The following is a 24,122-nucleotide window of genomic DNA, read 5'->3' as shown; positions in this document are numbered from 1 at the left end:
CTCCGCTACAGCATCAACTGCAGCCACTGCCCCGGCGTCATTTTCGTCACCATCATCAAGACAATCACGAACATCCCGAGAAACCCGCAAACGCCCATCCAGAACCACTGTCGATAAACAGCCCGGTAATCAGCATCCACCCCTGCCCCACATTGCACCGCGTCCGCCGCCATCCCTTGCAAACGTTTCTGCAGCAACAGCACCGGCAGCCAGAGCGATCCCACTATCAAGAACAGGATCAGCGACATCAGCACCCAGTCCGTGGTCAAGGGCAACCCGGAAAGCCTTATCAGCCAATAACCCGTCGCGATCTGGATGAAGCCCGCCGGCGTGGTGATCCAGGCGTCATAACGCACCACCATTTTCGCCACATGCGCGATCACTTGTGGATTGGCCGTACGGCTGGCGGCAATCAGGTACAGATAGGAACCCATGCCGAAGCCGAAGAGGAAAATCGCAGCGATGACATGCACGTACTTCACGCTCAGATAAAGCATGCTCACCACATCCCGTCAGAGAACATCACAGACAGGCAAAGATTCTGCGGATCGTTGATCGCTGCCATGTATTCGTCGACGCTGATCTCACCGACACAAGGACGGGCACCCGGTTCGGGCAGGTAACCTCGGGCGATCTTCGCGGCCAGAGCGACGGCAGCACAACTAGGGATCTCCGGCCCCTTGTCATTCAGCGCGGTCAGTTGCGCCGTCATCGACAACGGCAGGTCGTTCATTCCGACACCCCGCACATCTATATACATCGCACTTTTGCCATCACCGAAACGCTCAAACCATGTCCCCCAGCGATGCAACCTGGCGGCCCACACCCTGTGGTCACGCACCAGCCCCTTCCTCATCGCCAGCGCAAACAGATAATTGGCCACGCCGCCAAGCTTGAGGCCAGCGCCAGCCTTGAAACTCAACGTGTGCGCACCAAACCGGCTGGCAAAGATGTCCATGTCCGGTACATCAACATTGGCCAGCGCACGAGTGCCCAGATTCTGCAGCTTGCGCAGGGTCAGGTCTTCCCAGCCCATCACCTCATGCACTTGACCATTGCGCAGTTGGCGGATCGGTTTGCCCGCATACGCCAGCACCCCCTCGATCGTCGACAACCCCGGCATTTTCGCTGACGAGGAAATGCCGTGCTCGATCGAGTCGATGCGTTTGAAGCGATGGCGCTGCTCATCGATGATCGCCGACGACAGCGTCGGCACCGAACTGCAACCACTGAGGATGGCGACACCGGCCTCTCTCGCTCGGGCATCGAGTACGCCGATGCCATTGACGAACGTCCGGCAGTCCGCCAGATCGCAATAGTTGACGCCCGCCTCGATGCAGCTTTCGGCCACCGCATAGGATTGCCCCTGAAACGGACCGCCCGTGTGGATCACCAGTTGAATATTCATTGCACGCAGAGCAGCGGCGAACCCTCCGCCCATCGCATCACCACACCAGCTTTCGCAGCTCGCCCCCAACTCAGCGACCTTGCGCTCCAGCTTCTGCGGATCGCGCCCCGAGATCGCCAGTTCGATGCCCGGCATATCGATCAGATGCCGACAAACGATGCTGCCAAAGTTTCCATACCCGCCAACAACCAACACCCTGAGTGCCATCAACGCTTCCCTGAACAATTCAACAACTGCCCCGCAACCGGGTTCGGCGCAGCTTCCCTGATATCACCGGGCCAGGCAAGACAGCGTGGGTAGAGGTAGCGCCGTATCGGCCAGATCGATTCCAGTCACCGGGATAACATGCAGCACTGGCGATGCCATATCGACTTGTACGATGTCTTATCACAGGGTATTACTACGTCTCCTCAACAAAAATAAAACCACGGAGATCGCTACATGGACTCATTCCTGTCCGCCAAGCCTGAAAGCCTTGATCAAACGAAAGGCAATACCCGCCGCAGTTTCCTGAAAAAGTCGCTCGCTGTTTCCGCCACGCTCGCCACCGTCGGCAGCGCCGCACTGCCCCGCTTCTCCGATGCCGCCGAACCCTTGAGTCAGCGCTACCCTGATCCACTGATTCACATCCTCGACGACAGCTTCCTGGACCTGCGTATTTTCAACGCCAGTGTTGAAAAACTCGCCACCGGCATGCGCTGGGCAGAAGGACCGGTGTGGGTCGGTGATGGCCGCTATCTGTTGGTCAGCGACATCCCCAATAATCGCATCATGCGCTGGGACGAAATCACCGACTCCTTCACCGTGTACCGCGAACACTCAAACTTCTCCAACGGCATGTGCCGGGATCGCCAAGGGCGTCTGATCGTTTGCGAAGGCTCCACCACCACTCGCGAAGGGCGCCGCATCACGCGCACCGAATACAATGGCACGATCACCGTGCTGGCCGACAGTTTCGACGGCAAGCCCTTCAACTCACCCAACGACATCGTCTGCAAAAGTGACGGCTCGATCTGGTTCACTGACCCACCATTCCAGACCGGCAACAACTACGAAGGCCACAAAGTCACCCCGAGCCAACCCCATGCTGTGTACCGCATCGACGGCGGGAGCCAAAAAGTCACTCGGGTAATCGACGACCTCAACGGCCCCAACGGCCTGTGCTTTTCTCCCGATGAAAAGACCCTGTATGTCGTCGAAGGTCGCGCCAAGCCCAATCGCCTGATCTGGGCGATTGCGGTGAAAGACGACGGCACCCTGGGCGAACGCCGCAAGCACATCGAAGGCTTGGACTATGCCGCGATTGACGGCATCAAATGCGACGAAGCGGGCAACCTGTGGTGTGGCTGGGGCGGCAATGGTGATCCCAAGGCCGACCTGGAAAAACTCGACGGCGTGCGTGTTTTTAATTCGCAGGGCAAGGCCATCGGGCACATTTCGCTGCCAGAGCGCTGCCCGAACCTGTGCTTCGGCGGACGCGAAGGCAATCGACTGTTCATGGCCAGTAGTCACTCGATCTACTCGTTGTTTGTAAATACGCGTGGGACTACGTTTGCGTTGTAAAAACAACGCCGGTCTCGCGACAGTTCCGTGAGTAGCGAAACAAGATCCTGCCGCGCATCCGAGGCTGCGCGGTGACGATCCTTGTCGCTGAATTGTCGTTCGATAGAATGCCGCCCTGTATCGACGACGCCGCCCAAGGGAGACGTCAGAGTGCCTGGCCCTTGGCTATGTAATACGCGTTGACGAACGTTGCCGTGTGCTGCAAAGCCTGACGTATGTCCGGTTTGACTATTCCATGCCTGTTGGCAAACCGCTCGACCGCCGCTGTGTTGAAACGAGTGGTCTGGATAAAGTCCAAGGCTTCGGGTTTTGTATTCAAAAACCACGCGACCGGAGGAATACTCAATAGCCACTTCAGCAGTCGAAGTGAAATGTGATGTTTGGGAGACTTCAAGCCCAAAGGCTTAGCCACCTGTGCCAGGAGTTCTCGCAAGTTTGGCGTTTGATCATCAAGCGCCAGCAGTTCCTGCCCCACCATGGCAGGATCAAAAGCACAAACGGCCACCAGTTCGACCAGATAATCCACGGTGACCAGTGGCAGCCAGTGCTCGGCTGAACCGGGCACTGCGGTCAGCTTGCCCTGCACCAGGTTGCGTATCAGCGCCACCAAAGGCTGGCCGTCAAGGATATGCCCCGTGCGGCTGTGGCCACAGACCGTCGCAGGGTGGACAACGGTCATCTCCCCGCCCTTGGCGGACATCACCTCCAGGCTCGCAAAATGCGCCTCCAGTTTGCTTGCCTCGTAACCACCGACACGTCGGTAGACGGCGGGCCAATTCGTCAACTCCGGCTGACGAGGATCAATGCCGATGCGTTGCAGATGTTCATGATTGTTCAGCATGTAGCCGCCGATCATCACTAAACGGCTTTTTTGCTCAGCCGCCAACAGCGCCACACGCTTTGCCCCCTGCACATTCACCGCACGAGACTGCTCCACCGAAAGCCCCCATGCAAAGTGGGCGCCCAGGTGGAAAATGACGCTGGCGCGCCTCAGAACCTCCTGATCAACCAGGCTCAGCCCGAGATTGTCCTGCTCCAGATCGCCAGCCACGGCAAACACCCGTGTCGCGCACCCGCCTAAACTATCAACTTGCTCGCGCAACGCAGCCAGCCGCTCCGGGCGACGCATCAACACCCGAAGGGTGTGACCTTTTGCACTCAGGTTCGCCAGCAAATGTTGACCGATAAAGCCGGTTCCCCCCGTGACAAAGCACTCCACGCTCATTTCCCTGTTCCTTGTTGAAGGTGAGAAATCCAGCGTAAAGTATCGACCCCACTCTACAGTCAAGCGGTGTTTTCATGAAAATCGGCGAACTCGAGGCTCGCAGCGGCGCCAGCCGTCATACCTTGCGTTACTACGAGCAAATCGGCCTGATCTCACCGCTGCGGCAAACCAACAACTATCGTGTCTACACCGAGCAAACCCTGCAGGATCTGGATTTTATCCAGCGCGCGCAAAGCATGGGATTTTCCTTGGGAGAAATAGGCGAGATTCTGGATGCGCAGCGCAACAAGCTGATCGATTGTGCTGACGGCGCGAAGCTGATTGAAAAGAAGATGGCCGAAATCAAACAGAAAATCGCCAACCTCCAAAGCATTCATCGGTATCTGGATGTAGAGCGTGCGGCCCTTGAAGCGAGTGCTGCCAGGCAACTTGAGCTTCAACAGTTGCGCGACGCTGTCAATCATTGAACCTACGGCAAATGCCGTGGGGAGGCTCCTGCGCAAAGTGTGCTGCCGCGGTTATTTTCGACAGCGAATCGACTACCCTTCGCCACCGAGGTCTCACCTTTGAATGACTACACAGGGAATAACCATGTCGATCCATGCAATGACCCTTCCTCGTTTCGCTCAGATGTTGCGCTCGCTGGCGGCCATCCTGTCCAAGAGCGAGGCTTACGCCCTTGAGCGCGGCTACGACGCGCAAGTTCTGCTCGACGCACGTCTGGCCCCGGACATGCACAACCTCGCGATGCAGGTTCAATACACCTGCACCCAGGCACAGGACGCCGTGCAGCGGCTGACACAACAACCGCTGACCAAGCTCACACCGCCCGAAAACATGGCGGCGGCCAAGGCATTGATCGACAGCACACTGGAGATGCTGGCGGCGGCAGATCCGGCGCAGATTGACGCCAGCGCGGACAAGAAAATCGCCCTCGAACTGCAAAACGGCATCGCCTTCGACATGACCGGCCGCGAATACGCCGTGGACTGGGCGATGCCGCAGTTCTACTTTCACCTGATCACCGCGTACAACATCCTGCGCCACAACGGTGTGCCGCTGGGCAAGGCGGATTATGTGCAACACATGTTTGCGTATCTAAGGAAGTAATTGCAGCGCGAGCTTCGGGTCAATCAGGGTTGACCCGGAGTTTTTGCAGAAGAAACGCCAGTGACTCCACCGCCCTGTGATAACTCTGCGTTGAACGCTGCGTATCCCATGACATGGCATCGTCCACACAGAAATCGCCAACGCATTCCATGCTCAGATCCTCATCAAGCAGTCCGAGCGGAATCCACACGTAAGGCGATTCGCGAAGTGGGTTGGGCACGGTCGAGCCGCACTGTGCGCAGAAGTCATTTCTGTAGCCGCTGGATTTGATCCAACTGTTGATCGAGTCCTGCCCTGCGTCCCAACGAAAGTCCCGAGCGCTGACCAGAGTAGCGAGGTTGAACCCGACACCGGTCTGTTTGCGGCACAGTGAGCAGTGGCAGCGATAGAAAAAGCGCGGTTCCACCGTGAGGGAAAAGCGTACTGCCGCGCAAAGACACTGCCCTGTTGTCATGGGGACCTCCTTGGAAAATGATTGATCAGGCGCTGGCGTCAGGTTTAGAAACAAGCGCGCCGGCAGAACCTCAGGTTACAGACAGAATGTATTGCGCCAAGCGTTGACAGAGATTTGAATGGAATCGTCTATCGAGAGGGCGATCCTTCCCTTTGCGCTCAAAGCCTAAATCAGCTTTTCGACCAAAACCGTGTCCGCCTCGATAGACATATCGCCAAAATCGCCCTCGATAGTTAGAACGTTTTCAACAAAGCTGATCCCTTCCAGCTCTCCGAGGACGCGAGAATTTTGAATGTGCAGAGCACCGAGACTGATGGGCAACTCTGCGCCATCGATATTCCACGCCGTCAGTTTGCATCGGCAGCCGTCCTTCAGGCTGACGACCATTTCGAAACAGCGATGTGCCTGATCCAACGTGAACGATAAAACGTCGCTACTTTCGAGCGCTTGTACATCCATACTGAGTTTCTTATGTTTAAAAGCGCATTCTAACGATCTGCGAGGCCCCGGCCATGACTCAGATAAATAAACCCGAAGACGCTCCAGGCGCATTCCAGGCAGCCTGGAACGCTCACGACATGGCGGCACTCGGAGCTCTGTTCGATCCGCAAGCGACGTTCGTCAATCGTTTCGGCCACTTCGTTCGGGGCGTCGAGCAGATCGTTGCGCTGCACGCGCCCATTCACCAGACGATCTATCGTGACTCCACTCTTGAGAATGAACTGATCGATATTGATCCTGTGGCTGACGGGGTGGCGATCATTCATTTCTGGAGTCGTTTGTCGGCCGGTGCTGCACATCCGGCCGGGGCGCATGTGGTGGATACGCTGATTCTCGCGGTGCTGATCAGGCAGAACGAGGCTTGGCGCATCAGAGCGCTGGAGAATGTGACCCTGACCAACCCGCGCACAGGTGAAGCCACCCTGCGTGATTAGCGGTAATCCGTTTCGGCGTACCGCAAAAGGTTTTTCGCTGCATGCTGCATCCGTTTCACCCCCTGCTCCGTACATTCAACACCCTCATTCGAAGGGTCGAAGAATCAAGGAGACGCACCATGCACATGCTCATCAAACGCCTTGCTGTCGCTTGCTTCACCCTGCTCTGCCTCGGCGCCGGATCCAGCTTTGCCGCCGATACCGTGATGGTTGGCGGCGCGGCCATGTATCCGACGAAGACCATCGTCGAAAACGCAGTCAACTCCAAGGATCACACGACCCTGGTCGCTGCGGTCAAGGCCGCCGGGCTGGTGGATACGCTCAACAGCAAGGGCCCGTTCACGGTCTTCGCCCCCACCAACGAAGCCTTCGCAAAACTGCCCGCCGGCACGGTCGATACCTTGGTCAAGCCTGAACACAAGGCGGACCTGACGAAGATCCTGACTTACCACGTCGTAGCCGGCACTCACACTGCCAAACAGCTGATGGACGACGCCAAAATGCACGGCGGCAAAGTGATGCTGAAAACCGTCCAGGGCGAATCGCTGACCGTGATGCTGCACGACGGCAAGCTGTGGGTGCAGGACGCCAAAGGTGGAAAAGCTGCCGTCACCATCGCGGATGTCATGCAATCCAATGGTGTGATTCATGTGGTCGATACGGTGCTGATGCCGAACTGACCGGTTGACGTGGGCGGGCTCTCGTCAGAGCGTCCGCCAACGTCACGATTGAAATGCCTTGCGACTCACGCCGAACGCTTTTCCACCCAGCGTCGATATTGCCGAGTGCGAAACGCCATGCCGATCTGCTGCAGTATCAGCGCGCGCAACGGCGACACCCCCGGATCAGGCTTTTTCGCCCGACTGAGTTTACCCAGCTGAAACTTCACCACCGCCATGTTCGCCAGGGCGGCAACGGCCTTGTTTTTCCAAGTGATCGGCGGCAATTGCGGGGCGTTGTCCTTGCCCTGCTGCCAGTCGCGCGGCAGGTACGGATCGATGGCCAACGCGGTGCCGATGCCGACCATGTCCACACCACTCTGCACGACGTTTTCGGCCACCGGGCGACGACGAATGCCCCCCGTGACCATCACCGGCATTTTCGCAACGGTCTGGATGTCCCGGGCAAACTCGACGAAATAGGCCTCACGAGCCAACGTGCGACCATCGCGCGCCTCACCCTGCATGGCCGGGACTTCGTAGCTGCCGCCGGACAGTTCCACCAGATCCACGCCCAGATCGTTGAGCAACTCAACGACCTTTTTCGCGTCGTCAGCGGTGAATCCGCCGCGCTGGAAATCGGCAGAATTGAGTTTGACCGCTACGGCAAACTCTGCAGAAACCACTGCCCTGACTGCCTTGACGATCTCGACCAATAACCGCGCACGGTTCTGCAGAGAGCCGCCCCACTCGTCCGTCCTTTGATTGGTCAGTGGCGAGAGAAACTGGCTCAACAGATAGCCATGAGCGGCATGGATTTCCACCCCAGTGAAGCCGGCCTGTTCACCCAAGCGTGCGGTGCGCGCAAAACGCTGAATGACGTCCTCAATCACACTGGCGGTCATGGCGTGGGGCGTGGCGAAACGCTTGGACAGTTTGCCCAGCTCCAGCGGCACCGCTGACGGCGCCCAGGTTTTCTGCCCGAGGTTGGACTGCATCTGGCGCCCCGGATGATTGATCTGCAACCAGAACTGCGCACCGGCAGAACGGCCGATCCGCGCCCAGCGCTCGAACTTGTCGAGTTGCTGATCATCCTGCAGCACCACGCCGCCCGGCCCGGTCATGGCGCGGCCGTCGACCATCACGTTGCCGGTGATAATCAGCCCGGCACCACCGTCGGCCCATGCCTGATACAGACGCATCAGTTCTGCAGAGGGCGCCTGGTCGGCGTCCGCCATGTTTTCTTCCATGGCGGCTTTGGCGATGCGGTTCTTGATGGTTGAACCGTTGGGTAAGGTCAGGGCGTCGAACACATTCATGGGGCAGTCCTCAACTGGAGATGAGGTCACCATAAGATTGAAGTCAACTTTAAGGTCAACGACTTTTTTCAAGGTCATTCAATGTTGACTTCGCTGGACCCTGGCAAGTGCGTCACCAGATCCGCGCCCAGCAACCGCGCAGGTGTGTAGGCACCGCCGGGTGGTGTTGTCTGCAACAGATAGCCGACCACCGTCAACGCAGCGTCGATCGTCAGGCTGTAAACGTTTGCGGTGTGCACGCGGGCGACTTTGCTTTCACCGCGAGCATTGCGGGCCTCGCCCCACACATAGGTGCCTTGGTCAGCACGCTTTGCCTGATCCGGGCCGGTCACTGTCTTGCCGATGCGCGCCTTGAGCAGCCGCTGCACAAACGACAGTCCCAGCAACGGACGAATCCAGTTGGCGAGCCTGGCGCCGCGAATCATCCCCGCCGAACCCGGTATGAACACCTCGATATTGGCGATGCCGGTGGTGTGCCAGGCGGTGGACACATCGCCCCAGGGGATGGTCATCGCCAGCTTCTCCCCGGCACCGAAATCGATACGCCGTACCCGATAGGCCAGCGGCACGGAAACGATCTTGCCGTCGCGTCGGACCTTGCCACCCTGCGCCAGGCCTTCGATTGAAGTCTTGGCAGTGCCGGGTGAAAAGCTCGAACGTGAATCGAAGCCCAGCGCCAGATGCGTCGCATCCGGCAGCGCGTCTTTCAGGGCGGCGGCGACACAATCGGTCGGGACTACATCGAAGCCGACGCCGGGGCAAATGACTGACCCCGCTGCCCGCGCCCGCTCATTTAGAGACTGCGCATGTTCGAATACGGCAATCTCGCCAGTGATGTCCAGATAGTGTGCGCCGGCTCGCAGGCAAGCCTCGATCATCGGCGCGGCGGTCGCGGAAAACGGCCCCGCGCAATGCAGAATCAAACCGTGGCCCTTGATCTGCGCCAGCAACCGCGCAGGGTCGTCCAGACCGAACACCCGGGCTTCGAGACCCAGTTCCCGGGCCAACACTTCGACCTTGTCGCGGCTACGTCCGGCCAACACCGGCCTGAGTCCACGCCTGACGGCATCGCGAGCGATCAGCTCGCCGGTATAGCCGTTGGCGCCATAAATCATCCATTTCATCGGTGTATCCGGTTGGTCTTGCTGACTCATGCCTGGCTCCTGAGTGGATTGATGACCGGCATTATTGCCTTGCCCAATCAGCTTCAGACGCTAGCGTTAAAGTCAGGTTGAGGGTCAAGCGAAAGTCCGACGGCATCGACACAAACTATTCGCAGCAGCGGGGTTGACCTTAAAGCGAGGTTTAAGGTGAGCATGCTCCGACCTGCTTGCTCGATGGAGCCCGGAAGATGCTCAAGACCCTTGTTTCCTCTGCCCTGTTATTGATAGGTGGTGCTTTCATGACGTTTGCAAATGCTGAGTCGGCGGCGATCAAGGATCGCCAGATCCTGGTGATCATGACCAATCACGCCAGTTATCCCTCTCGAACCGATACCACCGGGTTGTGGCTGACCGAACTGACCCACTTCACCGATGTGGTGGAAGCCGCCGGCTACACCACTGTGTTTGCCAGCCCCAAGGGTGGCGCGGTGCCTCTGGACGAACGCAGTCTGGGCTGGTTGTACATGGACAAGGCTGCGCGGGAGCACTTGCAGTCCCCTGCGTTCCGCGCGCGCCTGGCCAATACGCTGCCGATCGCCGAGGTCGATCCGTCCCGCTTCGGCGTCATCTACTTCACCGGGGGCCATGGCGTCATGTGGGACTTTCCCGACAACCCTGACCTGCGCCGTGTCGCCGAAACCATCTACAACCAGGGCGGCATCGTGTCGGCCGTGTGCCATGGCGTAGCGGGTCTGCTGGATCTGAAGGACAGCCAAGGCCAATTGATCATCAAGAACCGAAACATCACCGGTTTCTCTGACCGCGAAGAGCTGCTCTCGGGCATGAAAAATCAGGTGCCATTCTTTCTTGAGGACCGCTTGGTGAGCCAGGGCGCGCACTACCGCAAGGGCTGGCTGCCGTTCACTTCGTTTGCCATTACCGATGGAAGACTAGTGACCGGCCAGAACCCTCAATCGCCCAACGCCGTGGCTGAAGCCGTGATGGCGGTGCTCGCTGGCGACCACACAGCTCGCTGAACCTTCAAGTAGTTCCTACCCGGAGAAAGACCGATTGAAACTCGCAAGCACCGTATTGACAGGATTGCTGTTCAGCTCAATGGCCAACCATGCGTTGGCGGAGACACCTGAAATGCCCAACCCGACCGAAACCACCACAATCGATATCGCCGGCCACCCGGTGCCCGTCGTCAAGGGTGGCCTGTATGACCGCTTTCGCTCCAATCCGCCGTTGTCGGTGATTGCCGCCGAAGTCCCGGGCGTTGATTTGAGCTGGTTCAAAGGATTGGAAAAGCACAAGGTCGACATTGGCTTCGAGTCGTTTTCGCCAAACTTCTACTACCAGAACAGTCGTGTCACGGCGATCTACACCGCCGACCTCGACCGGCTCCGGGCGTTGATGCCGCCCGAAATACTGGCCACCGTGCAGCCGCTGCAAGTCTGGCCAGGACGTGGCTTGATCGCATTCACTGCGTACACCTACGAGCATTGCGATAACGACGCCTATAACGAAGTTGCCGTGTCGATCATCACCAACAAACCCGGCAAAGCCAACCTGGGCCCGCTCACGTTGATTGGCCAGTCGATGTCAGAAGATTTCTGGGGTTATGTGCTCAAGTTGCCGGTCAATACCGAGCTGGCGCGGGTGCGCGGAGTGGTCGGATACAACCTGCCGAAGTGGCTGACCGGGATTGATCGCAAAGAAAACGGGCAATCCGTGATCTATGAGATCAGCGACAGCCAGACCGGCAAACCGGACGTGTCCTTCACCGCGAAGAAGCTCGACAAACTGTCGCGCGATGAGGATATCGTCACCAGCAGCTTTACCAACCTCGATCACCAGGGCCGACTGGCCTATGGCTACGCGGTTTCGCGCCAACTCAGCCACGGTTCCAGCCGGGACGCGGATGCCGCCACGCTGACACTGGGCGATGGCAGCCTGTCGAATTACTTGCGCGACTTGAAGCTGGGGAAAATGCTCAAGTACGAATATGTCCCTGAGTTCCAGAGTGCGCTCTATGCGCCAAAACCGCTTGCCACGCTGGTTGGCAATCGCTGAAAGCGGTAACGCCCGTCAGACTCTGGATGCCTGACGGGCGTTTGCTTTTCTTGCCGCAGCTGCTGGCTGCTTGTCGGGCGCAGAAGCCACGCCTTCTTCGCACAGCCGTTGGATCAGCCTCTGCGCATTGTCCGCACACGCCATCCCCGCAGGTTTGCCTTCGATCCCTTTGATGACCAGCAGCAGTTGTTCCTTGTTCTGCGCCAACCGTTGCTGCAGCACCTCGATTTCTTCGACCTTTTGCTTCAAGCCACTGAGCAACTGGTCATGCTGCCAGCCACTCGCGTTCATCGGCATCAACTGACGGATTTCCTCCAGGGAGAAACCTGCCGCCTGCGCGCCGGTGATGATATGCAACACCCACTGTGTGTCGGGGGCGTAATCGCGATAGCCATTGGCTTTGCGCGCGACCGAAGTGATCAACCCGCTCGCCTCGTAAAAACGGATACGCGATGGCGCCAGTCCGCTGATTTTTGCCAGTTCACCAATTCTCATGTCCGACTCCGCAGCACGTTAACCTTTAAGCTGACTTTAAACCTGAAGGAGTGCAACAGCCAACACGGCAAATCACGCCAGCAACTCAGTCATCCACTGCACCTGCCGCGCAACCTCTTCCAGCTTCTCCTCGGGCACAGCCTGGCGCGCCTGTTTGAGACTGTTAAGGGTTTTCTGTTTCTGCCTTAACAAGCGCTGCCATTTGGCGATGAATGCCGGGCTGCGCGTCTGCATCAGCAACGGGCCGAAGTACAACTGTTCGGCGCTGTAGCTCAGCGGTGCGCCGCGCTCGGCGACGATGATTTCGTAGAAGAAACGGTTTTCCTGCAGCACTTCCTCGTCGAGGATGCGGTAGCCGTTGTCCATCAGCCATCGGCGCAGGGGTTGCTCGCCGCCGTTGGGTTGCAGGATCAGCCGCTCGTGACCGCGCAGACGCGCCTTGCCGCTGTCAAGAATGTCGCGAATCGTCTCGCCGCCCATGCCACAAAGGCTGATCGCGGAAATCTCGTCGTCCGGATCGATCGCCGCCAGGCCACTGGCCAGACGCACAGTGATGAACGGCTGAAGATCGTTGTCGCGCACCGTGCGCACCGCGGCATGGAACGGTGTCTGCGCTACCTCGCCGGCCACCGCCGCAACGATGGCGCCACGGCGCATCAGAGCCACCGGCAGATAGCCGTGATCCGAGCCGATATCCGCCAACCGCGCGCCAGCCGGTACATGCGCCGCCACCCGCTCCAGTCGCATGGACAATGTGTGTTCGTTCAACTGCCGCCCTCTTCCCCAGCCATCGCCGGCACTGCTGGCCGGACAAGGGGCGCGACTCTAGCGGGCGGTGGCGGGTATTTCAAATCCGGACGCGCGCGCCGGTGTTCCGACGTAGCCTCGATGCAGAGGCGCATGCGTCGGCTATCCTCATTGCAACCGGTCTACGAATCTGCGCGCAGTCCTGTCGCAAAACAACACATGCACTCTTGGAAAAGATCAATCTTGAACACAGCCCTCGGCGCGCTGCTGACCAGCGATTTCCTGACGTTACCGAAGCCATGATCGAGCGCGAGCAGCTTCACCGGCAAGGTTACGCGCTGCTGCGCGATGCGATCCCGGGGAATTGGCTCGCCGACCTGCGCGCGGTATTCGATGCAAATGTGCAAGCTTCGGAACACTGGCCGGTCCCGCGCGGCATGGACTGGCGCCATTCGCTGCTGGACCTGGATGCAACGGTGCAAGCGGTGTGTCGCTTGCCGCAGGTTCTGACGGTGGCAGGCGAGTTGATTGGCGAACGCTACTTCCTGTCCCAGGTCGAGGGTCGCGAACCGCTGGCCGGTGGCGGCCATCAGCAACTGCACCGCGACTTGTCGATTCAGCGGCCCGGCGACATGGTCAACGCCATCGCCTTTTTCGACGACTACGGCCCCGACAACGGCGCCACGCGCATCGTCCCGGGCAGTCACCGACCTTCACCACAACAGCCACCATTCGACCCCAACGACGAGACTGCTGTCGTGCAGCTTTCAGGGACTGCGGGGGACATTTTGCTGTTTGACGTCGATCTGATCCACGCGGGCAGTCGCAACGTGAATGGCGCACGTCGGCGCTCTATTCTGATCAACTATTGCGCGCAGGCACTGTATAGGACGCAGCTGGAAACAGCGGGCTTGCGCGGTGTGCGAATGGACACCCGTGAGCAGTTTGATCCCGCATCGCTGCAACAGGCTCGCCAAATGGCTGCGACCCGGATTTAATGCGCGCTTGATGGGCACATGCCCGGCTCCACTTCACCGAGTAGAAACATGAACCGCCAAAAGAAACTGCAGCAGTTGTTCAAGGAAAAGGCCAAAAAGGCCAGCGCCAAACTGGCGCCGAAAAAGCCCAAATACATCAGCAAGGCCGACCGCGCAAAGATGGCTGCCGAAGCGGCCGCCGAACCGGTTGAGAGCTGCGAAAACGCTTTATAAAAGCGCCGAAATGTAAAAAGGCCAACCCCCTATGAAGCCACTGGACCTGACGCGTTTCGACCTCAATCTTCTAGTGGTGCTTGAGGCGCTTTGGGCGGAAAGGCACGTCGGGCGTGCGGCGCAGCGCCTGCATCTGTCGCAGTCGGCCACTAGCCATGCCCTGTCGCGGTTGCGCACAGCGTTTGATGATCAGTTGTTCATTCGCAATCCCCGTGGCATGGCGCCGACGCCGCTGGCCACCGAACTGATGCCCAGAGTGGCAGCGGTGCTCGAGTCGGTACGGTTGGTCGCCAGCCCACGGGGGCCATTCGATCCGGCGCGTCTGCAGGCGACACTGTCGGTAGCGGCCACCGATTACGCCGTGTTGACCGTCATCGCCCCGGCGCTGGCGAAACTTCAGGCGGCGGCGCCTGAGATGATGCTGAAACTCGGTCCAGTGGATGGCGAATCGGCGATGCGCTTGCTGGACGCCGGTGAGATCGACCTGGTGCTGGGTTCGGGTTCGTTTGCGCAGGTGCCGCAACGCTTTGATTGCCAGTTCGCGCACAAGGAGCGTTTTGTCGGCATCGCCCGCAAAGGACATCCGGCATTGGTCAAGCGCGGCAGGAAACTGCACATGACGCTGGATGACTTCACTCGCCTGCCGCACGTTCTGATTTCGCCCCGTGGCGATGCCCGCGGCGCGGTCGATGACGCGCTGGAACAGCTCGGTCGCAGCCGCAAGGTCAGCGTCACCTGCCCGAGCTTTCTGGCGGTACCGTTCATGATCGGCGCATCGGAATCGATTGCCGTGGTCGCCGAACGCATCGCTTTACAGCTGCAGGAAGCCGCACAGCTGAGCATTTTTGAGTTGCCTTTGCCGCTGCCGACCTGGGAGGTCTTCGTCGTCCGCGCGCGCGGGCGCGCCAACGAGCCGGAGGTTGAATGGATCACCAGAATGCTGATCGGCGACTGATGATCGATCTGGTGCATCGAGAGGCTGCACCAATGCCATTGGATCGCGCGCCTCGGTGCTCCTAGAGTGCGGACATCCGTTCAACATCCCTGGAATTCTCATGCAAACCGAGCCCACGCTGGTCATGGTCCCTTGCTTCGCCGGTGCGCCGTGGCAGCTCAACCAACTCAGCCACTTGCAGCACCGCGCCATGCGTACGTTGCGCTTACCGGACGACGTCGCTGATCTGGAAACGCTCGCCAACTTCATCGTTGATCAAGTGAAAGATCTCGAATGCTACGTGCTGGTGGGCGACTCCTACGGCGCGGTCGCCTCGATCGCTGTTGCAACGCGCCAGCCAAAAGGCCTCAAGGGCCTGGTGCTGTCCGGCGGTTTCGCCAGAAGCCCGATCACCTCGCCCCTGCTGAAAACGCTGGCCGCACTGGCGCCGTTTTTCTCCGGGCCGTTTTATCGCCAGGCGACCCTGCGCTTCCACGCCGCGCAACTGGCTTCATCGTTCGACAAGGAAGGTGAAATCCCTTGGTCAGCTGCCAGGAGCCGCGCTTTCTTCATCAAGCACACCCCGCACAAGGCCTACGTCAACCGCGTGCGCTCGATCGAGAACGTCGACTACACCGACCTGCTGTCAAAGATCGACGTACCGACGCTGATACTCACGCCCGAGGAAGACAGGTTGATCGGTAAACAGGCTGCGCGGATCCTGCTGAATGGCATAAAAGGCGCGCAGGAAGTCATCATGCCGAGAACCGGGCATATGTTCCGGTTCTCGCATCCGGTGGCGTATTCGTTGGAGGTCAGGCAGTTTCTGGAGCGGGTAGCGTTGTAATTGTCCGGGGGCAGTCAGATGCCGCAGCCATGATCAATCCGAATTGCCGTTTATTGTTGCAGCCGCTAGCCTCAGCAACAGCCAAAAGCACAAATCAGAGACCCGCATGACGCTACGCCCCGCCACCGATGGTGACCAGACAACCCTCTTTGACTTGCATCGCGCAGTCTTTCGCGAGCACATCGAGAAAATATGGGGCTGGGATGAGAAGTGGCAACGGGCAAATTTCACAGCGGAATTCGCCTGCGCAGCCACTTCGGTTATTGAACAAGATGGCCGGATTATTGGATACGTGCAGATTCTGGATAAAGAGGATCGAATCCAGGTTCAGAACATCGCTATTTCGCAGGCGTACCAAGGCAAGGGCATTGGCTCGCGCATTTTGAGGAACCTCCAGCTGCAAGCCGCTGCCCGCAAGGTGCCGTTGCAGTTGGGCGCTTTTCGCACGAACACATTGGCGCAAAAGCTCTATGAACGACTGGGCTTTCGCCGGACTGGCACAACAGACACGCATATCGAAATGTCATGGACCGGCACCTGACAGTCAGCAGCCGTGATCCGAATCCATGAGCGTAAAAGACCTTCCCCGACTCAACCTGTAAGGACATTCAATGCCACGCTCGCTGCAGTTCGAACAAGTCGACGTATTCGCCGATCACCCCTACGAAGGAAATGCGCTGGCCGTGGTGGTGGATGCTGATGGGCTGACGACCGAGCAGATGCAGGCGTTCGCCCGCTGGACGCAACTCAGTGAGACCACTTTTCTGTTGAAGCCCGAAGCGCCGGACGCGCACTACCGTGTCCGCATCTTTACACCGTTGCGAGAGTTGCCCTTCGCTGGGCATCCCACGCTGGGCAGCTGCAAAGTGTGGCTCGCGCAGAACGACAAGCCTGAGCAGGTCGAGATTATTCAGGAGTGCTCGGCGGGCTTGATTCGGGTACTCAAACAAGGTCCGCAACTGGCGTTCTCCGCGCCACCATTGGTGCGCAGCGGGCCGCTGGAGGCAACGACGCTCAACCTGATCGAACAAGGACTCGGCCTCGCCAGCGGGCAGATCCGCGCGAGCCAATGGGTCGATAACGGCCCGGGGTGGGCGGGCGTGTTGCTGGCGAGTCGCGAAGAAGTGCTGGCGATAAAGCCTGATTACGCGGCGCTGCAAGGGCTGAATGTCGGGGTTATTGCGCCGTGGGCGGGTTCCGGAGCTGAAACGGACGTGGAAGTCAGAGCCTTCATGGGCGAGGAATGCGCCGAGGACGCCGTCACCGGCAGCCTCAATGCGAGCCTGGCTCAGTGGCTGATCGGCTCAGGCATCCTCGGCGACCGCTACACCGTGAGCCAAGGCACCGCCATAGGCCGCCGCGGCCGATTGCACATCCAGAACGTGGACGGCACCGTCTGGGTCGGCGGTGCCGTTCAGCACTGCATTTCCGGCCGGGTGGTGTTTTGATGAGCCATGGCAGCCTGGGCGATTAACCGCGCCAACCGCTACTCCGAGCCGGAGTCGAACTCGCTCAAATATGCAGCCAGGCCAGCGATCCCAGCATGACGCCGACACCGGCGGCGCCAAACGAGACGCGCCGCAGCCATTCCTTGCGCGTCAGCAAGGTGATGGCTGCCAGTGAAATGGCGATTTGAATCGCGGTCATGGCCTGGGCCCAGCGGTGATGCTGATGCAGCACCTGCTCAGACTTTTCCTCCCACGCTTGTGCCTGTTGCTCAAGCACTTCGGCCTTCTTGCGCGCCTGCTCTTTCTGCTCCGCGTAGCGCCGCGCCTCGGCAGCATAGTGGGCGGAATCCAGCCCCGGCAGATGGCTGGCCAAATCCGACAGATTCTGCCGGCTGGATTTGGCCTGGTAGTAGTTCCATTCGTTGGCGGCTTCGGTCTTCTGGATCGCGGCGTTGTTTTTATCCATCGCCGCCTCACTTTCCGTCGAACCGGCCTGATAACTCATCAGGGCGCCCACGGTCGCCATGATCGCCGTCATCACCGCAATCTTGCTGGCGAAGCGATCGCCTTGTGCATGGGCATGATGGGTGGTGTGCTCGATGTGTTGCTCGTGGGGGCTGGGAACTTCGAACTCTTCAGGCATGGCTGTCGAACTGGGATGGGTGATGAAAGATGGGCGACATTATGAGGACAACCACAGCGAAACGCGCAAGCCACGCTGCGCCACTTCATCGACGAAACTCAAACCCACCCGAATCCCCGTCCGCTCGGCAATCGCCCTGACAATCGACAGCCCCAACCCGGACCCGGCTTCCCCGGTGCCCAGGCTGCGGTAAAACGGATCGAACACCAGCGCCTGTTCTTCGACGCGGATGCCCGGCCCCGAGTCCTTGATTTCGATGCGCGCGCCCGCCTCCGTCCGTTCGACGCTGAGGTCGACGCGCCCGCCCGCCGGGGTATAGCGGATGGCGTTATCCACCAGGTTCTTGATCAGGATGAACAGGTCCAGTTCGTTGATGAGGACCGGCACGTCCTCGACGCTGTCAACGCCGATATCGAGGTCTTTGTTCTCTGCCAGTGGCAGGAGGTCTTCCAGTACACGGCGAAACACTGCATGTACCGACACGGTGGCCTCGGCGCGTTGCGCGATTGATTGTGCGGCAGCCAGGGCGAGCAATTGCTCGATCAGCTTGCGACTGCGCTCGATCCCCTGAGCCAGTGGCAGAAAGTTCTGCCGGGTGTCAGCCGACATGGGCGTAGCGGCCAATCGCTCGGCCTGCAGGGACAGCGCCGTCATCGGCGAACGCAGCTCATGGGCGGCATCGGCGATAAACCGTCGTTGCGCCTCCATGGCCTGTGCAACGCGGCGGAGCAATCGATTGATCGCCACGACGAAGGGCCGGATCTCGCTCGGCAGGTGCTGTTCATCAATCGCATGCAGCGCCTGTTGGTCACGCTGATCGATTTCCGCCGAGAGGGTCGCGATCGGGCGAAACAGCTTGCGCACCAGATCCGCCACCACCAACAGCAGCACCGGAAACAGAATCAGAAACGGCAACAGACTGCGCCAGGCGCTTTCCCGTGCTTCCTTGTCGCGCACGTCGGCTTCCTGCGCGACCGCGATGCGCTCGCCTGCCGAGGTGGTTCTGACCAACACACGATAGTTTTCACCGGCTATGTTCAACGTCGACAAACCATCGGCCAGGATCAGCGGAAAGGGCAACGGAAGGCTGGCGTCGTCAGTGCCGAGCGCTTTGCTACTGTCGGCCAGGTACTGCACGGTGATCCGCGAGTCTTCATCATCACCAACGGCCTGGCCGGCAGCGGGATACCCCAGGGTCATGTGCTGCAGGTCAAACAGCAGCGCGACCTGGCGCAAGCTTTCGTCCTGCATTTCGTGCGCTTCGTCGAGCGCCGAAACGAATGCGAATGCACCGGCGAGCAAAGCGACGATGAGAATCGCCAGTGACAGCGTGACCGAAAGCCGTGCCTGCACCGAATCGCTCAAACGCCTTTTGAAACCATCCATCCCATCCCCCTGACATTCTTGATGACATGGTTTCCCAGTTTGCGCCGCAGCGAATGGATCAAAAACTCCACCGCGTTGCTTTCCACTTCGTTGCCCCAGCCGTAAATCCGGTCCTCAAGTTCACTGCGCGAAAGAATCGCCCCCGGGCGGATCAACAGCGCCTGCAACAGCGCAAACTCGCGACTGGACAATTGCACTTCAATAACTTGCGCGGTGGAGGCCTGTTTGGACACCAGGTTCAACGACACCTCGCCATTATCCAGCAGCGATTGCGCGTTACCGCCGCGACGGCGCAATACCGCACGCATCCGCGCCAGCAACTCGGCCATGGCGAAAGGTTTGAGCAGGAAGTCGTCGGCGCCGCCATCGAGGCCGCGCAGCCGGTCATCGAGGCCATCGCGGGCGGTGATAATCAGCAGCGGCACGGGGTTGTTGCGCGCGCGAATGGCGTCCAGCACATCAAGCCCGTCCTTGCCGGGCAGGCCGAGGTCCAGCAACACCAGGTCGTAGTTCTGAGTGTCCAGCGCCGCCAGCGCGGTGAGGCCGTTTTTCACCCAGTCGGTGGCGTAGCTCGCGTCCTTGAGCGCGACCTCGATGGCTTCGCCAATCATCAGGTCATCTTCGACCAACAGAATCCGCATGCAGCGCTCCGACAGAGAAAAGCGCGATGGTCATTGCCATCGCGCCTGTATTGAAGCACTTGAACCGGCGTTTGTCCGCCGCCGCTTCAGCGCTGTGATCACTGTTTGCCATTCAGCGAATCGAAGGCGTTCAGCAGATCATCCATGGCCGCCTTGCAGTCAGCCTGCTGCGGCGAGCTGGCGCGCAGGGCATCCAGCGCGCGGTCAATCGCCTTGTCCAACACATGCCAGTCGGCAGCGGCACGCGGCTTGATGCCGGCTTCGGCGGAGTCCCAAGTCGTTTCCAGATCCTTGATACGGGTCTTGGCGCCGGGCAGGTCATTTTTCTCGACCAGCGCACTGACGTTGGCGGCGATGTTGCGGAACTCGCTCAGGTCACCCAGCTTCGAACCCGACTGCGGCGGCGCGCTCAACGAGCTGGTCGGTGCACCGGCAGCGGGTTTGTCAGCGGGTTTCGAGCAGCCGGCGAGGCTGCCGAGCAGCATCAGAGACGAGATGATCGCGACGTGGCGAAAAACGGTTTTGAAGGCGTGCATATTGATTCCTTGGTGGGTATCCAAACGTTTATTGAGTGAGGGTTTTGCGATTGCCAAGGCTGATCTGCGCGACCGCCACCAGTAGCACGATGACGCTGAGGAAGATCGCACTGGTCCAGGCGGCGCCCATGCCCAGGCCACCGTAGGTCTTGGCCTGAGTCAGCAAGTCACCGAGAGAGGCGCCGAACGGGCGAGTCAGGATGTAGGCGATCCAGAACGTCAGCACTGCGTTGGCCCCCATCCGCCAGGCCAACAGCGTCGCCGCAAGCAGCGCGCCGAAAATCACTGCACCGACGGTGAAGCCCAGCCCCAGCGCTTCGGTGGCCAGGTCCCCGGCGGCAGTGCCCAGGGCAAAGGTGCAGAGCACCGTAGACCAGTAAAAAAGCTCGCGCCGCGGCGTGTTGATTTCACGGATCGACAGGCTGTCCTCCATCGTGAACCAGATCAGGAAATTCACAGCCAGCAACACCGAGAACACCGCGGTGCTGACGTACAGGCTGATGTCGAGCATGTCGGTCATAATGTCGGTGATCTGCGTGCCGACGATGCTCACCAGCACCACGGTCAACCAGTAGATCCAGGGTGTATAGGCAGTTTTGCGCATTTGCAAGAACAGCGCCCCCCCGAGTAACAGCGCCATGCCGATGCTGGTCCAGCCAGCGCCGAAGCCAATATCCACGGCGAGGAAGTCAGCGCCGGTTTCACCCACGGTCGTCGAGAGAATCTTGATTACCCAGAAGGCCAGTGTCACTTCGGGGACTTTGTTAAGCCATCCGGCTTTTGCGGGATTCATGTGCGGGTTGCCTCTCCTGTCCAGCGCTGAATGTGCGCTGAGGGAGACGATAAGGGCCAACACTTAGCTGAGACTGAGGGCGTACACGAAGCGATTGATTCAGTGGCGCGCCCTGCTCTGCCGAAATTTTCCGCCGTGCCCGGTTCGATCACCTAACCTCATAGATTGTGTGATCAACGAGAACCGGTCCCTCCGATGCGCAACACATTGAAGTCATTGTTTTTTGTCGCGCTGACCGTGCTCGCTTCGGGCAGTTCGCTGCTGTGCGCGGCGGATTTGCCGGCGCCCTCGGCGACCACTGCGGCACCGCTGGTGGAGGTCTCGCAAAGTGATCTGCAAGCCTTGCAACTGCGTCTCGACGGACTGAAGCAGCAGATTTCCGCCGCCAACAATTACAACCAGCTCGAAGGCCCGCAGGACCGGGTGCAGACGTTCATTCTGGATGTCGATCGGTTGTCCGCATCGTTGTTGCCGCAGCAGGCGCAACTGGCGGTGCAACTGGGGGTGCTCGGCGCCGCACCAGATACGCAGATTGCCGCCGAGCAGGCGGAAATCGCCGCACAACGGGCGTTGCTCAGCGAGCAGAAAAACAAGGTCGATGCCACGCTCAAAAGCCTTGCCGCGCTCAAACAAAGCGCAGCCGAGCTGATTACACAAATCGCCGGCATCCGCCGCACACTGCTCGAAAGCGAACTGACGCTGCGCACCGACAGCATCCTGAGCCCGGACTTCTGGTCGCCATTGGTCGCGCCGGAGCCGGACGACCGCCAGCGCCTGAAGTTTTTCATCGATCAGGTGAACCTCACCTGGGCCACCGTCTGGGCCCCGGGGGAACGGTTTTTCACCTGTGTGCTGGTGCTCCTGGCGCTGGCTTTCTGGACGGTCGGCCGCCGACTTGCCGAACGCGGCCTGACCTGGCTGTGCATCCACCGCATGCCGGAAGGTCGCCTGCGTCGCAGCGCGCTGGCATTCGCCTCGGCGCTGGCGACCCTGGGCACCACAGCCATCGCCCTGCATCTGCTGTTCTATGCCTGCACCCGTCACGAGCCGCTGACGCCAGTGCTGCAGACTTTTTCCGAAGAATTCGAAAAAGCCGTTTACGCCTGCGTCCTGATCACCGCGTTGAGCCGCGCACTGCTGTCGACCCAGCATCCTTCATGGCGGCTGCCGGCGATGGCCGATTCGGTGGCGCTGGCGTTGCGCCCCTATCCGAGGATTCTCGCCGCCACCCTGCTGGTGCTGGTGACGCTGGTGCAAGTCAGCAACGCCACCGGCATGAGCAGCCAGATCGTGATCGCCCAGCGCGGGGTGATCGCCATCGTGGTGATCGTGATTCTGGTGCCATTGCTGTTGCGCGTCGGCAAAGTGCGCAAGGCGTTGATCAGCGCCAACGAACCGGAGGCCGCCAGCACGTTTGCCGGAGCGATCTACAGCATCGCCACGGTGTGCATGGGCGTGTCGGCGCTGGCCTTGCTCACCGGCTACGTGTCGCTGGCCCGCTTCATCACTTTTGAGCTGGTATGGGCCTATATCGTGCTGGCCGGGTTCTATTTACTGGTGCAAGTGGTCAAGGACGCCTGCGAGTACCTGTTCTCGCCGCGCTACTCGGCGGGCAAGACGCTCAAGCAGACTTTGGGCCTGGGCGACCGGCGGCTGGAACAGATCTCGATTGTGCTGTCCGGTGCCAGCCGCGCCGGGCTGTTGCTGCTGGCGGTCATCACCTTGTTCGTCGGCGGCATCGGCACCACGTTCGGGCAACTGACCAGCAATGTCCTGGGCATTCTGGGTGGTGCCGGCTTGCGCAAGCTGAACATCGTCCCCGCGCACCTGATCAATGCCGTGCTGGCGCTGCTGATCGGTATCTACCTGATCCGCGCCCTGCGCCGCTGGCTCGACAACGAATTCCTGCCCAAGACCGACATGGATCCGGGCATGTGCGCGTCGCTGAGCACGCTGTTTTCCAACATCGGTTATGCCACGGTTATCCTCCTGACGCTGTCGTCACTGGGCGTGCGCTGGACCAATCTGGCGTGGATCGTCAGTGCGTTGTCGGTGGGGATCGGTTTCGGCTTGCAGGAAATCGTCAAGAACTTCGTCTCCGGGCTGATCCTGCTCACCGAGCGCCCGGTGAAGGTCGGCGACCTGATCAGCATCAGCGGTGTCGAAGGCGATATCCGCCGGATCAACGTGCGCGCCACGGAAATCCAGCTCAGCGACCGCTCCATCGTGATCGTGCCCAACTCACAACTGATCTCGCAGAACCTGCGCAACGTCACCCTCGGCGGCAGCGCCCAGGGGGTGGCGAGCCTGGAGCTGATGTTCCCGCTGGACATCGACCCGGAACAGGTCAAGGAACTGCTGCTGAACACCTACCGCGAAAACGAAAACATCCTCGACAAACCGGCGTCGTACGTACGCTTCAGCAAACTCTCGCCCGATGGCATCACCTTGACGGTGACGGGCTACGTCGGCAGCCCACGGATTGTCGGCGGGACCAAGAGTGATCTGCTGTTCGAGATTCTCAAGCGGCTGGGGGATGCGGGGATTGCGCTGGCGAAACCAGCGTCGAGCCCGTGACCCCTAAAAGGT

28 protein-coding genes are annotated in these 24,122 nt (G+C 59.8%); 14 read left to right on the top strand and 14 right to left on the bottom strand.

Annotation, left to right across the window (positions count from 1 at the left end):
• Nucleotides 1–5: 5 nt before the first annotated feature.
• Nucleotides 6–497: a DUF2269 family protein gene (locus tag AB1J88_RS05235; protein ID WP_174377282.1), complete on the bottom strand. Its 492-nt coding sequence runs from the start codon at nt 495–497 to the stop codon at nt 6–8.
• Between the two features lie 2 nt (nt 498–499).
• Complete coding sequence (locus tag AB1J88_RS05230; RefSeq protein ID WP_430290422.1) at nt 500–1,615, bottom strand: saccharopine dehydrogenase family protein; 1,116 nt, start codon at nt 1,613–1,615, stop codon at nt 500–502.
• Between the two features lie 234 nt (nt 1,616–1,849).
• Between AB1J88_RS05230 and AB1J88_RS05225 the strand changes: the two genes are divergently transcribed.
• Nucleotides 1,850–2,971 (top strand): SMP-30/gluconolactonase/LRE family protein, encoded by a 1,122-nt coding sequence (locus tag AB1J88_RS05225; RefSeq protein ID WP_430290421.1) that lies wholly within the window; start codon nt 1,850–1,852, stop codon nt 2,969–2,971.
• A gap of 145 nt (nt 2,972–3,116) precedes the next feature.
• Here AB1J88_RS05225 and AB1J88_RS05220 read toward each other — a convergent pair whose 3' ends face one another.
• Nucleotides 3,117–4,196, bottom strand: coding sequence for an SDR family oxidoreductase (locus AB1J88_RS05220; RefSeq protein ID WP_430290420.1), 1,080 nt, complete (start codon nt 4,194–4,196; stop codon nt 3,117–3,119).
• Nucleotides 4,197–4,270: 74 nt separating this feature from the next.
• Here AB1J88_RS05220 and AB1J88_RS05215 point away from each other — a divergent pair, with 74 nt between their 5' ends.
• Nucleotides 4,271–4,663, top strand: coding sequence for a MerR family transcriptional regulator (locus AB1J88_RS05215; RefSeq protein ID WP_430290419.1), 393 nt, complete (start codon nt 4,271–4,273; stop codon nt 4,661–4,663).
• A gap of 124 nt (nt 4,664–4,787) precedes the next feature.
• Nucleotides 4,788–5,306, top strand: a complete 519-nt coding sequence (locus AB1J88_RS05210; protein ID WP_108182890.1) for a DUF1993 domain-containing protein — start codon at nt 4,788–4,790, stop codon at nt 5,304–5,306.
• Between the two features lie 19 nt (nt 5,307–5,325).
• Here AB1J88_RS05210 and AB1J88_RS05205 read toward each other — a convergent pair whose 3' ends face one another.
• Complete coding sequence (locus tag AB1J88_RS05205; protein WP_430290417.1) at nt 5,326–5,760, bottom strand: GFA family protein; 435 nt, start codon at nt 5,758–5,760, stop codon at nt 5,326–5,328.
• Between the two features lie 165 nt (nt 5,761–5,925).
• Nucleotides 5,926–6,219, bottom strand: coding sequence for a hypothetical protein (locus AB1J88_RS05200; protein ID WP_198759954.1), 294 nt, complete (start codon nt 6,217–6,219; stop codon nt 5,926–5,928).
• Between the two features lie 53 nt (nt 6,220–6,272).
• Here AB1J88_RS05200 and AB1J88_RS05195 point away from each other — a divergent pair, with 53 nt between their 5' ends.
• Together AB1J88_RS05195 and AB1J88_RS05190 are read left to right on the top strand one after the other, a co-directional pair.
• Nucleotides 6,273–6,695, top strand: a complete 423-nt coding sequence (locus AB1J88_RS05195; RefSeq protein WP_430290416.1) for an SgcJ/EcaC family oxidoreductase — start codon at nt 6,273–6,275, stop codon at nt 6,693–6,695.
• A 119-nt stretch (nt 6,696–6,814) separates the two neighbouring features.
• Nucleotides 6,815–7,375: a fasciclin domain-containing protein gene (locus tag AB1J88_RS05190; protein ID WP_003224301.1), complete on the top strand. Its 561-nt coding sequence runs from the start codon at nt 6,815–6,817 to the stop codon at nt 7,373–7,375.
• Nucleotides 7,376–7,440: 65 nt separating this feature from the next.
• Here the strand turns inward: AB1J88_RS05190 and AB1J88_RS05185 are convergent, their stop codons facing one another.
• Together AB1J88_RS05185 and AB1J88_RS05180 are read right to left on the bottom strand one after the other, a co-directional pair.
• Nucleotides 7,441–8,673: an NADH:flavin oxidoreductase/NADH oxidase family protein gene (locus AB1J88_RS05185; RefSeq protein WP_430290415.1), complete on the bottom strand. Its 1,233-nt coding sequence runs from the start codon at nt 8,671–8,673 to the stop codon at nt 7,441–7,443.
• A 74-nt stretch (nt 8,674–8,747) separates the two neighbouring features.
• Entirely contained in the window at nt 8,748–9,827 is a 1,080-nt protein-coding gene (locus AB1J88_RS05180) for a saccharopine dehydrogenase family protein (protein WP_430290413.1), read from the bottom strand.
• Nucleotides 9,828–10,075: 248 nt separating this feature from the next.
• Between AB1J88_RS05180 and AB1J88_RS05175 the strand changes: the two genes are divergently transcribed.
• Both AB1J88_RS05175 and AB1J88_RS05170 read left to right on the top strand, forming a co-directional pair.
• Complete coding sequence (locus tag AB1J88_RS05175) at nt 10,076–10,813, top strand: type 1 glutamine amidotransferase domain-containing protein (RefSeq protein WP_430290412.1); 738 nt, start codon at nt 10,076–10,078, stop codon at nt 10,811–10,813.
• A 34-nt stretch (nt 10,814–10,847) separates the two neighbouring features.
• On the top strand, nt 10,848–11,852 hold the full coding sequence (locus AB1J88_RS05170; protein ID WP_430290411.1) for an acetoacetate decarboxylase (ADC): 1,005 nt from the start codon (nt 10,848–10,850) through the stop codon (nt 11,850–11,852).
• Between the two features lie 15 nt (nt 11,853–11,867).
• Here the strand turns inward: AB1J88_RS05170 and AB1J88_RS05165 are convergent, their stop codons facing one another.
• Entirely contained in the window at nt 11,868–12,347 is a 480-nt protein-coding gene (locus tag AB1J88_RS05165) for a MerR family transcriptional regulator (protein WP_330206826.1), read from the bottom strand.
• A 72-nt stretch (nt 12,348–12,419) separates the two neighbouring features.
• Nucleotides 12,420–13,115, bottom strand: coding sequence for a tRNA (adenine(22)-N(1))-methyltransferase (locus AB1J88_RS05160; protein ID WP_430290410.1), 696 nt, complete (start codon nt 13,113–13,115; stop codon nt 12,420–12,422).
• 278 nt (nt 13,116–13,393) lie between these two features.
• Between AB1J88_RS05160 and AB1J88_RS05155 the strand changes: the two genes are divergently transcribed.
• The 6 genes from AB1J88_RS05155 to AB1J88_RS05130 all read left to right on the top strand — a co-directional run bounded on the left by AB1J88_RS05155 (nt 13,394) and on the right by AB1J88_RS05130 (nt 17,534).
• Nucleotides 13,394–14,092 carry a phytanoyl-CoA dioxygenase family protein gene (locus tag AB1J88_RS05155; protein WP_041074679.1) on the top strand — a complete coding sequence of 233 codons (699 nt, stop codon included), beginning with the start codon at nt 13,394–13,396 and terminating at the stop codon, nt 14,090–14,092.
• 48 nt (nt 14,093–14,140) lie between these two features.
• The gene (locus AB1J88_RS05150; protein ID WP_108182898.1) at nt 14,141–14,305 is read left to right on the top strand and encodes a DUF2986 domain-containing protein; all 165 of its coding nucleotides are present in this window, start codon (nt 14,141–14,143) and stop codon (nt 14,303–14,305) included.
• A gap of 31 nt (nt 14,306–14,336) precedes the next feature.
• Nucleotides 14,337–15,260 carry a LysR family transcriptional regulator gene (locus AB1J88_RS05145; protein WP_430290409.1) on the top strand — a complete coding sequence of 308 codons (924 nt, stop codon included), beginning with the start codon at nt 14,337–14,339 and terminating at the stop codon, nt 15,258–15,260.
• A gap of 100 nt (nt 15,261–15,360) precedes the next feature.
• Entirely contained in the window at nt 15,361–16,086 is a 726-nt protein-coding gene (locus AB1J88_RS05140; RefSeq protein WP_430290408.1) for an alpha/beta fold hydrolase, read from the top strand.
• 106 nt (nt 16,087–16,192) lie between these two features.
• Nucleotides 16,193–16,627, top strand: coding sequence for a GNAT family N-acetyltransferase (locus AB1J88_RS05135; protein WP_430290407.1), 435 nt, complete (start codon nt 16,193–16,195; stop codon nt 16,625–16,627).
• A 70-nt stretch (nt 16,628–16,697) separates the two neighbouring features.
• Entirely contained in the window at nt 16,698–17,534 is an 837-nt protein-coding gene (locus AB1J88_RS05130) for a PhzF family phenazine biosynthesis protein (protein WP_430290406.1), read from the top strand.
• Between the two features lie 64 nt (nt 17,535–17,598).
• On the opposite strand, the gene AB1J88_RS05125 is transcribed toward AB1J88_RS05130, so the two are convergent.
• The 5 genes from AB1J88_RS05125 to AB1J88_RS05105 form a co-directional block, all read right to left on the bottom strand.
• On the bottom strand, nt 17,599–18,177 hold the full coding sequence (locus AB1J88_RS05125) for a DUF4337 domain-containing protein (RefSeq protein WP_174377271.1): 579 nt from the start codon (nt 18,175–18,177) through the stop codon (nt 17,599–17,601).
• 39 nt (nt 18,178–18,216) lie between these two features.
• Complete coding sequence (locus AB1J88_RS05120) at nt 18,217–19,563, bottom strand: ATP-binding protein (RefSeq protein ID WP_430290405.1); 1,347 nt, start codon at nt 19,561–19,563, stop codon at nt 18,217–18,219.
• On the bottom strand, nt 19,539–20,204 hold the full coding sequence (locus AB1J88_RS05115) for a response regulator (RefSeq protein ID WP_108182903.1): 666 nt from the start codon (nt 20,202–20,204) through the stop codon (nt 19,539–19,541). The genes AB1J88_RS05120 and AB1J88_RS05115 overlap by 25 nt, the downstream gene beginning before the upstream one ends.
• A gap of 98 nt (nt 20,205–20,302) precedes the next feature.
• Nucleotides 20,303–20,740: a hypothetical protein gene (locus tag AB1J88_RS05110; RefSeq protein ID WP_108182904.1), complete on the bottom strand. Its 438-nt coding sequence runs from the start codon at nt 20,738–20,740 to the stop codon at nt 20,303–20,305.
• Nucleotides 20,741–20,768: 28 nt separating this feature from the next.
• Nucleotides 20,769–21,533 (bottom strand): COG4705 family protein, encoded by a 765-nt coding sequence (locus AB1J88_RS05105; protein WP_174377269.1) that lies wholly within the window; start codon nt 21,531–21,533, stop codon nt 20,769–20,771.
• A 195-nt stretch (nt 21,534–21,728) separates the two neighbouring features.
• Here AB1J88_RS05105 and AB1J88_RS05100 point away from each other — a divergent pair, with 195 nt between their 5' ends.
• Entirely contained in the window at nt 21,729–24,110 is a 2,382-nt protein-coding gene (locus AB1J88_RS05100; protein ID WP_430290404.1) for a DUF3772 domain-containing protein, read from the top strand.
• Nucleotides 24,111–24,122: the final 12 nt, after the last annotated feature.

The organism is Pseudomonas sp. S8 (assembly GCF_050473925.1).
In the GTDB taxonomy this organism is placed as follows: domain Bacteria; phylum Pseudomonadota; class Gammaproteobacteria; order Pseudomonadales; family Pseudomonadaceae; genus Aquipseudomonas; species Aquipseudomonas parakoreensis.
This window is presented reverse-complemented; position numbering and strand designations above follow the sequence as displayed.